The 13,556-nt window shown below is 58.3% G+C and carries 12 protein-coding genes and 2 pseudogenes; 9 read left to right on the top strand and 5 right to left on the bottom strand.

Annotation, left to right across the window (positions count from 1 at the left end):
- Positions 1 to 46: 46 nt before the first annotated feature.
- A complete protein-coding gene (locus tag SynSYN20_RS05035; protein WP_186524973.1) occupies positions 47 to 421 on the top strand; it encodes a hypothetical protein in 375 nt (124 codons plus the stop codon).
- Here the strand turns inward: SynSYN20_RS05035 and SynSYN20_RS05030 are convergent.
- A complete protein-coding gene (locus tag SynSYN20_RS05030; RefSeq protein WP_255476379.1) occupies positions 411 to 1,262 on the bottom strand; it encodes a carbohydrate ABC transporter permease in 852 nt (283 codons plus the stop codon). The two genes, SynSYN20_RS05035 and SynSYN20_RS05030, sit on opposite strands and share 11 nt — an antisense overlap.
- Positions 1,263 to 1,272: 10 nt before the next feature.
- Positions 1,273 to 2,895 (bottom strand): annotated as a pseudogene (locus tag SynSYN20_RS05025) (2-isopropylmalate synthase).
- Positions 2,896 to 3,026: 131 nt separating this feature from the next.
- Between SynSYN20_RS05025 and SynSYN20_RS05020 the strand changes: the two are divergent.
- On the top strand, positions 3,027 to 4,601 hold the full coding sequence (locus SynSYN20_RS05020; protein ID WP_186524972.1) for a glycoside hydrolase family 57 protein: 1,575 nt from the start codon (positions 3,027 to 3,029) through the stop codon (positions 4,599 to 4,601).
- Positions 4,602 to 4,610: 9 nt separating this feature from the next.
- Here the strand turns inward: SynSYN20_RS05020 and crtL are convergent, their stop codons facing one another.
- Positions 4,611 to 5,882 carry a lycopene beta cyclase gene (crtL, locus tag SynSYN20_RS05015; protein ID WP_186524971.1) on the bottom strand — a complete coding sequence of 424 codons (1,272 nt, stop codon included), beginning with the start codon at positions 5,880 to 5,882 and terminating at the stop codon, positions 4,611 to 4,613.
- Between the two features lie 2 nt (positions 5,883 to 5,884).
- On the bottom strand, positions 5,885 to 8,506 hold the full coding sequence (gene gyrA / locus SynSYN20_RS05010) for a DNA gyrase subunit A (protein WP_186524970.1): 2,622 nt from the start codon (positions 8,504 to 8,506) through the stop codon (positions 5,885 to 5,887).
- A gap of 130 nt (positions 8,507 to 8,636) precedes the next feature.
- Here gyrA and SynSYN20_RS05005 point away from each other — a divergent pair, with 130 nt between their 5' ends.
- The 5 genes and pseudogenes from SynSYN20_RS05005 to rsmD form a co-directional block, all read left to right on the top strand.
- Complete coding sequence (locus tag SynSYN20_RS05005; protein WP_186524969.1) at positions 8,637 to 9,269, top strand: CAAD domain-containing protein; 633 nt, start codon at positions 8,637 to 8,639, stop codon at positions 9,267 to 9,269.
- 64 nt (positions 9,270 to 9,333) lie between these two features.
- A complete protein-coding gene (locus tag SynSYN20_RS05000; RefSeq protein WP_186524968.1) occupies positions 9,334 to 10,497 on the top strand; it encodes a GuaB3 family IMP dehydrogenase-related protein in 1,164 nt (387 codons plus the stop codon).
- A 197-nt stretch (positions 10,498 to 10,694) separates the two neighbouring features.
- Entirely contained in the window at positions 10,695 to 11,018 is a 324-nt protein-coding gene (trxA, locus tag SynSYN20_RS04995) for a thioredoxin (RefSeq protein WP_011618905.1), read from the top strand.
- A gap of 42 nt (positions 11,019 to 11,060) precedes the next feature.
- Positions 11,061 to 11,711, top strand: a complete 651-nt coding sequence (hisH, locus tag SynSYN20_RS04990) for an imidazole glycerol phosphate synthase subunit HisH (RefSeq protein WP_186524967.1) — start codon at positions 11,061 to 11,063, stop codon at positions 11,709 to 11,711.
- Positions 11,712 to 11,718: 7 nt separating this feature from the next.
- Positions 11,719 to 12,258: pseudogene (rsmD, locus tag SynSYN20_RS04985) on the top strand (16S rRNA (guanine(966)-N(2))-methyltransferase RsmD); the annotation flags it as partial.
- A 10-nt stretch (positions 12,259 to 12,268) separates the two neighbouring features.
- On the opposite strand, the gene petG reads toward rsmD, so the two are convergent.
- Positions 12,269 to 12,382: a cytochrome b6-f complex subunit V gene (petG, locus tag SynSYN20_RS14440; protein ID WP_071778027.1), complete on the bottom strand. Its 114-nt coding sequence runs from the start codon at positions 12,380 to 12,382 to the stop codon at positions 12,269 to 12,271.
- Positions 12,383 to 12,438: 56 nt separating this feature from the next.
- Between petG and SynSYN20_RS04980 the strand changes: the two genes are divergently transcribed.
- Positions 12,439 to 12,828, top strand: a complete 390-nt coding sequence (locus SynSYN20_RS04980; protein WP_186524965.1) for a cytochrome c — start codon at positions 12,439 to 12,441, stop codon at positions 12,826 to 12,828.
- Positions 12,825 to 13,553, top strand: coding sequence for an RNA methyltransferase (locus SynSYN20_RS04975; protein ID WP_186524964.1), 729 nt, complete (start codon positions 12,825 to 12,827; stop codon positions 13,551 to 13,553). The genes SynSYN20_RS04980 and SynSYN20_RS04975 overlap by 4 nt, the downstream gene beginning before the upstream one ends.
- Positions 13,554 to 13,556: the final 3 nt, after the last annotated feature.

The following is a 13,556-nucleotide window of genomic DNA, read 5'->3' as shown; positions in this document are numbered from 1 at the left end:
ACTTCGGCAATCATGGGCAGACAAGAAACAAGCCTTCTCGCCGCCCATGGTTTCTCGATGGCGTGTCATTGAAGCGGTAGCTCTACCCATGCTCACCCTGTTGTTCCTGAGGCTCTGGCAGGGATTCCGTCATCACACCGATGCGATACGTGCGCTGCAACGGCAACTCCATGAGCTCGAACAACAACAACAAACCGAGGTGAACAAGCCCAACTTGATGGAGGAACAGCTGGAGTTCCTGCAACGCCGTCAACAGGATCTCGAAAAGCAGATCGGCGAATCAAGGCGATCCCAGCAGTACTGGCTCACGCAGGAACGTCAACGACGCCAGAGACTTAAATCAACACCCAAGCCCGTAGAACCAGAGATGAGGCCTGTGCACAAACCAGACACCAGCCTGGACTTCATCCCTATCCCTTAACGGCATCCCCACTGGCATTGGGAAGGATGAAGCGCTGGAGCAGCACAAACATCACCAGCACCGGCAGGATCGACACCACTGAACCGGCTGCCACAATCCGCCAATCGAGGGAAAAGCTGCTGGCCAGTTGCTGCAGTCCGAGCGGCAGGGTGAACAAGCCTGGATCATCAAGGATCACCAAGGGCCAGAGGAAGTCACTCCAGGTGCCGATGAATACGAACATCGCCAGGGTGATCAGATCAGCCCTAGCTGCAGGAATCATCACGTTCCACCATTCACCAAGCTTGCTGCAACCATCGATGCGGGCGGCCTCTTCAAGCTCAACAGGCACACCAAGAAAGCTTTGCCGCAAGAGGTACAGCCCAAAGGCGGTTGCCGCCTGAGGAATCACTAGCGCCATCAGGGTGTTGCGCAGGCCAAGCTGCACCATCAGCAGATACAGCGGAATCATCACCACCTGGAAAGGGATGAGAATCGTTGCCACCACAAGGGCCAACACAAGACCCCGACCAAGGAAGCGCATCCGCGCCAGGGGGTAAGCCGCCAGGGAGCAGAACAGAAGATTCGCCACCACCGCAAGGAAACTGACGACGGAGCTGTTGAAGATGTAGGTCCAGAGCGGATTATCACGAAACAGCCGCCCGTAGGCATCGAGGCTGGGCTGGGTTGGGAAGAGCGAAGGAGGGCTTGTGAAGATATCTTCCGCCGGACCTTTTAAAGATGTGCTCACCAGCCACAGCAGGGGAACCAGCACGGCCATGGCCAGCAGAATTAGCAGCAGCAACTGCAGCAGGGGAGCCGGACGCAGGGTGGACTTGAGCGACATGGATTTGAGCGCCATCGAGCCCTAATTAATGGACCGGGCTGGAATCCAGCTCAGCCATATCCCGTTGCGGATGGATGGTTGGTCCGGCTGTTCCTGCCACAAGACGATTGAGAGCATTCACAAAGGCCTCAGCGGCGGCCACCACCACATCGGTATGAGCGGAATGACCGGAATAAAGCTGGCCGTCGCGACGCAGACGAATGGTGACATCACCCATGGCATCAATCCCTTCGGTGACCGACTTCACAGAAAACTCGACCAATTCATTGGGCTCACCAGCGAGTTGGTTGAGGGAACGTCACACCGCATCCACCGGTCCAGTACCAACAGACGCCGCGGTTTGTTCCTGGCCATTTTCATCGGCGAGGGTCACCGTGGCTGTGGGCTGAAGACTGCTGCCGCAGCTCACCTGCACCAGCTTGAGCTGATATTTGGCCTCAGGTTGTTGCACCTGAACGCTGACGATCGACTCCAGATCGCGGTCTGTGATCTCCCGTTTGCGATCGGCAAGATCCTTGAAGCGGGCAAAGGCATCATCAAGGTCCTCACGGCTGAGGTCGTAGCCGAGCTCTTCGAGGCGAGCCCGAACAGCGCTTCGACCACTGAGCTTGCCCAAGGAGATCCGGTTATCGGTGAGCCCCACGGTTCGGGCATCAACGATTTCGTAGGTGAGCCGGTTTTTGAGCACGCCGTCTTGATGGATGCCCGATTCATGGGCAAAAGCATTGGCACCCACAATCGCCTTGTTGGGCTGCACCACCATGCCGGTGAGATTGGAAACCAAACGCGAGGTCTTGGTGATTTCCTCCGTTCGAATTCCCGTGAGGGGCGTTGGTGAATCCTCCTCTCGTCCAAAGAAGGGGTTGAAATAGCGCCGCCGCACATGCATAGCCATCACCAGCTCTTCGAGAGCGGCATTACCAGCGCGTTCACCGATGCCATTCACCGTGCATTCCAGCTGACGGGCCCCCGATTTCACGGCCTCAAGGAAATTGGCGACGGCCAGCCCGAGATCGTTATGGCCATGCACAGAAATCACCGCGTCCTCGATGTTCGGCACATGCTGATTGATGCCCGAAATCAGGCTCCCAAATTCAGACGGTGTGGTGTATCCCACCGTGTCGGGAATATTCACGGTGCTGGCACCAGCAGCAATCGCCGCTTCGATCACCTCATAAAGGAACTCCGGATCACTGCGACCGGCGTCTTCACAGGAAAACTCAACGTCGTCCACAAAGGAACGGGCATAGGCCACCATCTCGGGAACGATGCCCAGCACATCTTTTCTGCTCTTGCGCAGCTTGTGCTCGAGATGAATGTCGCTGGTGGCAATAAAGGTATGGATCCGTCGGTTAGGGGCCGGAGCCACAGCCTCAGCGCAGGCCTTGATGTCGCCGCGGGAGGCGCGGGCTAAACCACAGATGATCGGGCCATTCTCACCACCAACCTGCTGGGCAATGCGCTGCACAGCAGCAAAATCACCATGGCTAGCGAAGGGGAAGCCAGCCTCGATCACATCCACGCCAAGACGGGCCAGTTGCTGCGCAATCGCCAACTTCTCCTCGAGGTTGAGGCTGGCCCCGGGGGATTGTTCACCATCTCTAAGAGTGGTGTCGAAGATCAATACGCGGCCTGGATCCTTGGCCATGGCTAAAGCCTCGAAGGGTTTTAGTCGGAATGACTATGAGTTACGCCATCTTAATCGAGGCGGGCGTTACGAGCCGGCGGCTTTAGGGAGAAATACCGGTACATTCACATCAGTGATCAAGCAGGTGAGCGTTGGCCCAAGGAGCACTAGCCCTTGTTCTCCATGCGCACCTTCCCTATGTGCGGGCAAGCGAAGCGAATTCGCTGGAAGAAGACTGGTTTTTTCAAGCATTAATCGAGTGCTATCTCCCCTTGGTGGAGATGTTGGAGGCGGCTGCAGGCGATCCAAAACAGCAAGCACGGCTCACGATGGGAATCTCACCAACCCTGTTGTCGCTGCTCGCAGACAGCACCCTCCACGAACGCTTCCCGAACTGGGTTCAAGCGCGCTTGCAGCTGCTGCAACAGGCCCCCAGCGATCGCAAAGCCGCTGCACTGCACCTTCAGAGTTGCTTTGAGCGCTACCTGTGCAGCTGGCACAACAGCAACGGTGATCTGATCGGACGCTTTAGCGCCCTGCAACAACAAGGAGTGCTCGACCTGCTCACCTGCGGTGCCACCCACGGCTACATGCCGTTGCTGCGAGAACACCCGGAAGCTGTTCGGGCCCAGTTGCGCACTGCAGTTCGAGAACATCATCGGCTGATCGGCCAGCAACCACTGGGGATCTGGCTACCGGAATGCGCCTACTACGAAGGCCTTGATGTATGGATGCGCGATGCAGGTTTGCGCTACGCGGTACTGGATGGCCATGGTTTACTCCACGCCAAGCCAAGGCCCAGATACGGGGTCTACGCCCCGATTAGCAGCCGCAATGGTGTGGCCTTTTTCGGGCGCGACAGCGATGCCACCCTGCCGGTCTGGTCCGCCCGTGATGGCTACCCCGGCGATCCTGCCTACCGGGAATTCCACCGTGATCTGGGCTGGGATCTCCCTCAAGAGCAAATCGAAGCCTTTGGACTGCCCACCCAAAGACCACTGGGCCTCAAGTTGCATCGCGTTAGCGACCAACGCGCTCCGCTGGATGCCAAGCAGCCCTATGAACCAGAGCTTGCTCAGGCACGCACCAAGGACCACGCCAAGCATTACCTCGAGGGCCGGCGTCTGCAACTCGAGGCCCTTGAAGAGCGCATGGAAACGGCTCCCTTATTGGTGGCGCCATTTGATGCCGAACTGTTTGGCCACTGGTGGTATGAAGGTCCATCGTTTTTAGCTGAGCTGTTCCGGCAAGGACCGGAGCAACAGGTGACGTTCACCACCCTGCGCGGGGTGCTCAGCAAAACTCCCAATCTGCAAATCTGCGATCCCTCTCCCTCCAGCTGGGGACAAGGGGGCTTTCATGATTATTGGCTCAACGACAGCAACGCCTGGATCATTCCGGAATGGAGCCGCGCCGGCAGAGCGATGAAAGAACGCTGCAGCCGCGGGGTTGGCAGTGAACAAGGGCTGCGCATGCTCCATCAAGCTGGCCGCGAATTGCTGCTGTCTCAGTCATCAGACTGGAGTTTCATCCTGCGCGCAGGCACCACCACTGGACTGGCTAAAGAACGCATCGAACGCCACTTAGAACGCTTTTGGACGCTGATGGCCTGCATCGATGGCCGAGACAGGATGAGTGAAGCGTGGCTGAACGATGTGGAGGCGGAAGATTCACTCTTCCCGCTCATTCAACCGGCTGATTGGAAACAAGTGGCAGTCAACAGCTGACCAAAGTGATCACGTTGACGTCGACAGCGATCTCACGACGTCTTTGCATCCATTGAGGTAGGAGGCCGCCCCCAGCACCAACCCGCGCCTCACATCCCAAGGTGAAATCGCAAACAAGCGCAGCATCACAGCCATCAGCTGCGGCAATGGCAAGGTGTTGGTGAGGAAGCCACTCCAATCCGCTTGCGATAACTGAAAAAAACTGGTGAAGTGGCGGCGCAATAGCCGTTCATCGAAGCCCATTAAACGGCCTAAACCAAATTGAAACAGGCGATGGCGCCACACCAACTCCATTGGCCACAGCGCTTGCCAACCCACGCGCGCCAGCGCTGCAGATCCCATTGCTGGTTGCTCTTTTAAAGCCGCGGCCAAGGCTTCTGCCAAACCTGGCCCACGTCTTAATAACGCTCCCACCATGTAGCCAGAAGCAGGGTGCACCATGCTTGCTGCTCCGCCAAAGGCGAGCAGCGGCTGGTTGAAATCAGGCAGCGGCAAATTCATGGGGAACAAGCAATGCTCCTCATCCATCACTTCGGTGATCGCGTTCCCCGCCTTGGCCAGGCGTTGCTCGAGCCGTTGCTTTAACTCAGCTTCAGGAAAAGCCGGTGCGAGAGCTAGCGATGTTTCCTCCACGAAATACACCCCATCACCAAAATCCATCGCATACAAAAAAGTAGGGGGTTGCTTGCGTTGTTCTGGGCTGAGGTGATCGCAGCGAAAATCCATCAGCACGAATTGGCCTGGCTCCACCGGGGGCTTACTAAAGCGACCCACCACGCCATAGGCCGCTTGGCCAGCCACAGGCCCCTGATCTGGGCGGCGGATATGGGGCGATCGATGGCCTGAGGCATCAATCACCACCCTGGCCAGGCGTTGTTCGCCGGAAGCGCATTGCACCCGGGTGCGATCAGCCTCCAGCTCGATGCGATCCACGCTGTCTTGATGCCAGGTCATCCCCTGGGCATGGCCCAGCCAGTACTGCTGCAGCTTGTGGCGATCAAACAGCCCGTAATCCAGCCCGTGCTGCGTGGGTTGATCGTCTAAATCAGAGCCACCCGCGCCATAAAAACTCACCGTGTGGCTCCAGCGGTGCTCGAGCAAATCCTCAAGACCCAGCAGTTCGAGTTCCTTCGCCCAAATCCCGTAGGTGTTCGGCCAAGGGGCTTGCACCGGATTCGGTGCAATGCCCTCCACCAGCACCCCGCGCTGATGCAATTCAGAAGCGATGCAAAGGGCGGCAGGACCGCCCCCAATCACCAGCACATCGGCGCCATCAGCCAAGGTCAGCCCTCAGCTGATGGTTCAGACGACTCCTCTGCACTGGCTTCGTTGTCGTCGTCCGTCTCCGCCTCGGGCGGCACCAGCACCACATCGGCCAAGCGATCGCCCTTATCGAGCCGCTGCAAGCGCACACCCGTGGCGGCGCGGGATTGCTGAGGAATGGCATCAGCGCTGGTGCGCACAATCACACCCTTTTCACTCACCAGCAGCAGCTCCTCACCCGCACCCAACACCCGCAAGCCCACAAGCTCATCGGCATCGGTGCGGAACTTCATCGCGCGCAGGCCCATGCCAGCCCGCTTTTGCAAACGGAACTGCGTAACCGGCACCCGTTTGCCAAGTCCAGAGGCCGAGGCCACGAGCACCCAAGGGCCTTCTGCTACTGCAGCAGTGTCGCCCTCATCACTGCCTTCGTCGCCCTCATCGCTACTAGCAGCGATTTGATCCGCCAACTCCACCGGCAACACGTCCATGCTCACCAAGCTGTCGCCTGCGCGCAGATTCATCGAGCGCACACCTCGAGCCGTACGGCCCAACGGGCGCAGCTCGTTGTCATTGAGCCGGAAGTGGATCGTCATTCCCGCGCGTGACCCAATCAGCACGCTGTCTCCAGGTACAGCAAGCCGCACCCAAGTGAGCGCATCACCCTCTTCCAGGCCGATGGCAATCAAACCGTTGGAGCGGATGTTGCTAAAGGCCGAAAGCCTGGTGCGTTTGATGTATCCGCCCGTGGTGAGCATCAACAAGTCGGTGTCGTCGTTGAATTCCGACACCGCCAGCAGCGAGGTGATCGCCTCTTCCCGAGGGATAGGCAATAGCTGCACGATCGGTGTGCCCTTAGCGGTACGGCTGCACTGAGGCACCCGGTAGGCAGGCACGGCATACGACACTCCTCGATCGCTAAATAGCAACAAGGTGTCGTGGTCGTTGCAGCCAATAAAGAGTTTGACCGCCTCTTCCCCTTGGCTGCGCGTGCCGGCCTTGCCGCGCGTGCCACGGCTGGTGGCTTCAAATTCACTCACCGGCATCCGCTTGAGATATCCCGTTTCGGTGAGCAACACCACGGAGCGCTCATTCGCGATCAGATCAATGTCTTCCAGACCGCCAGCAAGATCAAGAATCTCGGTGCGGCGAGGAACGGCATGGCGATCGCGCAGCTGCCCCAGCTCGTCTTCGATGATCCCGAACACCCGCTCCCTACGGCCAAGGATGTCCTTGTAGTCGGCGATCTTCGTGACAAGATCCTCGTGCTCCAAGCGGATCTTGTCCGCCTCCAACGCCGTAAGACGCCTGAGCTGCATCTGCAAAATGGCGTCTGCTTGCACAGCAGACAAACCATGGCGCTCCTGCAACTGCGTGCGCGCTGTTGCAGCATCGGGTGCCGCACGAATCAGAGCAATGATCGGATCAAGTTGGTCCAGGGCCAGCAACAAGCCCAGGAGAATGTGATCGCGCTCTTCCGCCTTGCGCAGCAGATAGCGCGTGCGGCGTTCAATCGTCTCAACCCTGAACTCGAGGAACACCTCGAGCATCTTGCGCAAGGTGAGCAGGATCGGCTCACTGTTCACCAACGCCAGCATGTGGGCGCTGAAATTGCTCTGGAGCGGGGTGAGCTTGTAGAGGTTGTTGAGCACCACCTGCGGATAAGCATCGCGGCGCAGCTCCACTACCACGCGCATGCCATCGCGATCACTTTCATCGCGAATATCGGAAATCCCTTCCAGCTTCTTGTCGTTCACCATCTCGGCGATGCGTTCAATCATCGCCGCCTTATTGGTCTGGTAAGGCAGGGCCGTGATGATCACCGCATCACGATCCGGGCGACCAGTCGCCTCGATCGTTTCGATCACCGCAACCCCTCGCATCGTCACCGAGCCGCGCCCGGTGAGATAGGTCTCACGAATGCCGCTGCGACCCAGGATTTGACCGCCGGTGGGGAAGTCAGGGCCTGGGATCAGGGTCATCAGCTCCTGATCTGTGATCTCAGGGTTGCTGATTAAGGCCAACAAGCCAGTGATCAGTTCCCCGAGGTTGTGCGGAGGAATATTGGTGGCCATGCCCACCGCAATTCCCGCTGATCCATTTAGGAGGAGCTGGGGAATCCTTGATGGCAGAACGGTGGGTTCTTGCTGCGAGCCATCGAAATTGTCGGCGAAATCAACCGTTTCGGCCTCGATATCTTCAAGGAGGCTGTCGGTGGTGAGCGCCTGCAACCGCGATTCGGTGTAACGCATGGCGGCCGGTGGGTCGTTATCGACCGATCCGAAGTTGCCATGCCCATCAATTAAGGGCATGGACATCGAGAAATCCTGGGCCATCCGCACCAGGGCGTCGTAGACCGCCGTATCACCGTGAGGGTGATACTTACCGAGCACCTCACCCACCACACGGGCGCATTTCCGGTAAGGCCGATCACTGGTGAGACCGAGCTCGTACATGGCGTACAAAATTCGCCGGTGCACAGGCTTAAGCCCATCTCGAGCGTCGGGCAGCGCACGCCCAACGATCACGCTCATCGCGTACTCCAGATAGGAGCGCGACATCTCTTTGCGCAAATCTGTCTGGATGATCCGTTCGTCGGATTCGCCGGGACCGCCGCTGCCGGGTCCCACTGGATCCGCCATACAAGACCTAAATGCCTTTTCTCATCTTATCGCGGGAAGGACGCAGCAATACGTCAGGGTTTGCTGCGTCTTCAAAACGGCACGAGAAAACGCCCTTAAAGTTGCGCATCCGCGCAGTGCTACCAAGGCCATGGAAACCGATCCGATCAATCCGTCGCCCTCTGACTCCACCCCATCGATGGAGATCAACAGCACCGATCCGATCGCATCAGGTTCGCCAGAACCAGAGACTTCTGTCGAAGAGTCCTCAGCAGCCGATCCCGCTGCAACAGAACCCGTCAGTCCAGCGGCCCCGATCACTCCAGATCCTGTGATCGCTCAGAAACCCGAGATTGTTCAAGAACCTGCTACCGCATCCGCTTCAACGCCCGCAGCATCGGAAGCGATCGCTGAGCGCATCCAAGTGGCAGCCACAGCCAGCAGCGACGACGCCTCCAGCGCTGGCGGGGAGTGGGATCTGCTGAGCTCCAAAGTGCGTCAGTGGTGGGATGACAACAACCTTGTTGAGCTCTGGCAACGGTCCCGCCGGCCCCTGTTTCTGCTTGTGGGCCTGATTGGCTTCACCCTGCTGATCAGGATTTACAGCGGAATCCTGGCGGCGATTGGCAGCATCCCTCTCGCTCCAAGATTGTTTGAACTGGTAGGCCTTGGTTGGGTGATCTGGTTCTCAACCACAAAGCTGATTCGCAGCGAAGAGAGAAAAGCTCTGCTTGCAAACGTGGGCGGCATTTGGGCTGCCTTCAGGGGCTCCGTTCGTCCCTGATCACGGCCACCCACGTAGCGCATGACCGGTTGGTAGTTTGTACTGATCCTTAATACGACTCGCGGTGGACATTCAGCTCGGACGCTCCAAAGTTGTTCGCCGGGCCTATGGCATCGATGAGATCGCCCTGGTGCCGGGGGGTCGCACGGTTGATCCGGAAGTCACCAACACCAGCTGGTCCCTCGGGGGAATCGAACGTGAAATCCCGATCATTGCTAGTGCGATGGACGGAGTGGTGGACGTGGACATGGCGGTGCGGCTCTCCCAGCTAGGAGCGCTTGGCGTCTTAAATCTTGAAGGCATTCAGACCCGCTACGAGGACCCCACCGAGGCTTTAGATCGCATCACATCCGTCGGCAAGGACGACTTTGTGCCGTTGATGCAAGAGATCTACAGCAAACCGGTTCAAGAAAGCCTGATTCGCAAGCGCATTGAAGCGATCAAATCCCAGGGTGGAATTGCAGCGGTGAGCGGCACCCCCGTCGCGGCATTGCGCTTTGGGAAAGCGATTGCAGAAGCGGGGGCCGATCTGTTTTTTGTGCAAGCCACCGTGGTCTCCACGAACCACATCGGCCCTGAAGGACAAGAGACTCTCAATTTGGAAACGCTTTGCCGCGAGATGGGTGTGCCCGTGGTGATCGGCAACTGCGTGACCTATGAGGTTGCCCTACAACTGATGCGCGCCGGTGCTGCAGGCGTGATGGTGGGGATTGGTCCTGGTGCTGCCTGCACGTCCCGTGGCGTCTTAGGCGTCGGCATTCCCCAAGCAACAGCGGTTGCCGATTGCGCCGCTGCCCGTGCTGACTACGAAAAAGAAAGCGGTCGCTACGTCCCGATCGTTGCGGATGGCGGAATCGTCACCGGTGGTGACATCTGCAAGTGCATCGCCTGTGGCGCTGATGCCGTCATGATCGGATCTCCTATTGCCCGCTCAGAAGAAGCGCCAGGCCGTGGATTTCACTGGGGAATGGCCACCCCAAGCCCAGTGCTACCGCGGGGCACGCGCATCAACGTTGGCAGCACCGGCAGCCTCGAACGCATTCTGCGAGGTCCAGCCAAACTCGACGATGGAACCCACAACTTGCTCGGTTGCCTCAAGACCTCGATGGGAACCCTCGGGGCTCGCACCATCAAGGAGATGCAGCAGGTTGAAGTGGTGGTTGCGCCATCACTGCTGACTGAAGGGAAGGTGTATCAAAAAGCCCAGCAGTTGGGGATGGGCAAATAAGCCTTAATCTCAGGGCGTGCGGGCTTCGGCCCACACACTCCTCACACCCCCCGGCCCGACGCGTTCGGGCTTTCTGTCTTCGCCCAATTGTGTTCGAGTCTGAACGCGAAACCGTCACAGTTCTGTAGACCCCACAAAGAATCCGAGAATTCTTCTGAAGTGGTTGCTAAATTGACTTGATAACGACGACAAATGGAATGTCCAGCGCTACCGCTGTAACCGACGCATCCTTTGAACAGGATGTCCTTCAAAGTGACGTTCCTGTCTTAGTTGACTTCTGGGCTCCCTGGTGTGGTCCCTGCCGCATGGTTGCTCCGATTGTTGATGAGATTTCCAAGGAATTCGAAGGCAAGATCAAAGTCTTCAAGCTCAACACCGACGAAAACCCCAACGTCGCAAGCCAGTACGGGATCCGCAGCATCCCCACATTGATGGTGTTCAAGGGCGGCCAGAAAGTTGACACCGTTGTCGGTGCCGTTCCAAAAGCCACCCTCTCCGGCACGATTTCGAAGCATCTCTGAACTCCTTACTGGTCTTCGTCATTTGCTTTGCCACTGATCCCCATGTCTCGTTCAGTTCAGACCATTGGACTGATCGATTACGGCATGGGGAATCTTTTTTCTGTTCAAACCTGTTTTAAGCGCTTGGGGAGCTCCCTCAAGGCTGTGCAACATCCAGAGGATCTAGAAGGCTGCCAGGCCTTGATTCTTCCTGGCGTCGGCGCCTTTGACCCAGCGATGGACCGATTGGAAGCCACAGGGCTGATCCCTGAGTTGGTCGCTTGGAACAAAGCCGAGCGTCCACTTTTAGGGATTTGCCTTGGGTTGCAGCTGTTGTTTGAGTCCAGCGAAGAAGGCCAACGCCAGGGACTCGGCTTGCTCCCTGGACGGGTGAAAGCGCTTCCGAAGGACCAGGGAGAGCGCATCCCCCACATGGGCTGGGGCAGGCTGCAGATCGATCAGCCTTCCCCCCTACTGCCTGATCCCTCCAGCACGGAGTGGATGTATTTCGTGCATTCATTCGCCGCTGAGCCCCACGACGCGCAGGATCGAGCGGCAAGCGTTGCATTCGGCTCAGGCCATGCCACAGCAGCGGTTTGGCGCAAGCGGCTAGGAGCCTGTCAATTTCACCCTGAAAAATCCGCCGTTACCGGCCAGCGTTTGCTCTCGCGATGGCTGGAATGGCTGCAAAAAGGCGCGCCGTTGATGCCGTGAGGATGCCGTGAGCGGCCTGTTACGCCTCAGTGGGGGGCGTCGGCTACGTAGTCCTATTGGGACCTCCACAAGGCCCACCACAGCCCGTGTCCGCGAAGCGGTCATGAACATGCTCGCCTCAGAGCTGCAGGGCGCCTCCTGGCTCGATCTTTGCAGCGGCAGCGGCGTGATGGGATGCGAGGCCATTGAACGCGGTGTGAGCAGGGTCTGGGCCGTGGAAAAGGATCCCAAAACAGCCTCCGTCTGCCGAGACAATCTCATGCTGATCGCTGGAGGCCGTTCTCCCTCTCCAACCATTGAGGTGATCCGCCGAGATCTGGTGCGTTGGCTCCAAACAGGTCGTCCAAGCTCCCTGCCCGCCTTCGATGTGGTGTATTTCGATCCTCCCTATGGATCGGAGCTTTATGCGCCAACCTTGCTTGCCTTGCTCGAGGGCAACTGGATCAGCAGCGAGGGATTATTAATTTGTGAACATGCCCGCCATAAAAAATTGAATGCACCAGCGTCCTGGACGGTGGTGGATCAACGACGGTATGGAACGAGCGCTCTCTTGCTGCTCAGCCCCCCAGAGCACTGCCCCGGCGGTACTGATTCCATGCAGCAACAAACAACCCCATCAGGGTGATTGGGATCAACCCCAAAACAATGCCGCAAAGAAGGGGTTCGATCATGTCGTCGCGCCCAATGAAAAGATTGAGCACAATTGTTCCATGGCCTGGTCTCTTCTGTGACGGCACCGTCATCAACTGCTGCAGCAATCCCAGAGCGGAGTCGGGGGCTGATCGCCGGCCTCACGGTGTTCGCGGCGATGGCTTGCATCGTCTTGTTGGTGTGGATGCTGGGCAACACACGCCAGGATCCCTACTCCAAAGCAACCCTGGCTTTGGATGGATCCGAGCAACACGGCGGCCAGATCTTCCGCATCAATTGCGCCGGCTGCCATGGCATCGCAGGCCAGGGCCTGGTTGGGCCGAGCCTCAAAGGGGTGAGTGATCGACGCAAAGACATGCAGATCATTCACCAGATCGTGAGTGGTGAAACACCTCCGATGCCCCGCTTTGAAATCGAGCCTCAAAACATGGCTGATCTGCTCGCCTATCTCAAAACATTGTCTTGACCTTGGCCGTGGTGCTGGTCGAGCCAGCGGGACCTCTCAACGTCGGCAGCGTGGCCCGATTGTGTGCCAATTACAACATTCAAGACCTCAGGCTCGTAGCACCAAGATGTGACCCAGCTGATCCGGAAGCCGTGCGCATGGCCGTTCACGGTGATGCCGTGCTCCAACACGCCTCCATTTTCCCCTCGTTGCTCGATGCTGTCGCCGATTGTCAACAGGTGGTGGCCAGTTGCGGGCGCATCGATCACGGCGAAATCCCCCTGCAATCACCGGAAGAGATCGCGCCTTGGATTCAAATGGGTAGGGCGCAAGGCCTGCGTTCTGCCCTGGTGTTTGGACGGGAAGATCGAGGGCTCTCCAATGAAGAACTCCTGATCAGCCATCGGGTGTTCAAGTTGCACACCGCAGACACCTACCCGTCTCTCAACCTCTCCCATGCCGTCGCTGTGGTGCTGCATGAGCTGGAGCGAGAACGACGCTTGCAGGCCCAACCTGATGCGCCAGTGAGCGAGATCCCAGCCAGTGCTCCAGAGCTGGATGGCTGCCTGCGCGATGCGGAAGAGCTACTGCTCGAGGTGGGCTTTCTGCTGGAGCACACAGCAAGGGCGCGAATGGCCAAGGTGAAAGGGCTTGTGCAACGAGCCCTGATCCGCAGCGATGAAGTGGCTCTGTTGCGCGGCATGGTGCGTCAATTGCGTTGGGCAGCGAGGCGCAACCGCCCGTAACCT

This window comes from Synechococcus sp. SYN20, assembly GCF_014279555.1.
Lineage (GTDB): Bacteria > Cyanobacteriota > Cyanobacteriia > PCC-6307 > Cyanobiaceae > Synechococcus_C.
The sequence above is the reverse complement of the archived record's forward strand: the minus strand, read 5'-3'. Positions and strand labels throughout refer to the sequence as shown.

What these genes read in the sequence shown, in the direction of transcription:
- SynSYN20_RS05035 (WP_186524973.1), top strand. Translation starts at nt 47, where the DNA reads ATGGTTTCTCGATGGCGTGTCATTGAAGCGGTAGCTCTACCCATGCTC.
- SynSYN20_RS05030 (WP_255476379.1), bottom strand. Translation starts at nt 1,262, where the DNA reads ATGGCGCTCAAATCCATGTCGCTCAAGTCCACCCTGCGTCCGGCTCCC.
- gyrA (WP_186524970.1), bottom strand. Translation starts at nt 8,506, where the DNA reads ATGGCGGATCCAGTGGGACCCGGCAGCGGCGGTCCCGGCGAATCCGAC.
- SynSYN20_RS05005 (WP_186524969.1), top strand. Translation starts at nt 8,637, where the DNA reads ATGGAAACCGATCCGATCAATCCGTCGCCCTCTGACTCCACCCCATCG.
- trxA (WP_011618905.1), top strand. Translation starts at nt 10,695, where the DNA reads ATGTCCAGCGCTACCGCTGTAACCGACGCATCCTTTGAACAGGATGTC.
- hisH (WP_186524967.1), top strand. Translation starts at nt 11,061, where the DNA reads ATGTCTCGTTCAGTTCAGACCATTGGACTGATCGATTACGGCATGGGG.
- petG (WP_071778027.1), bottom strand. Translation starts at nt 12,382, where the DNA reads ATGATCGAACCCCTTCTTTGCGGCATTGTTTTGGGGTTGATCCCAATC.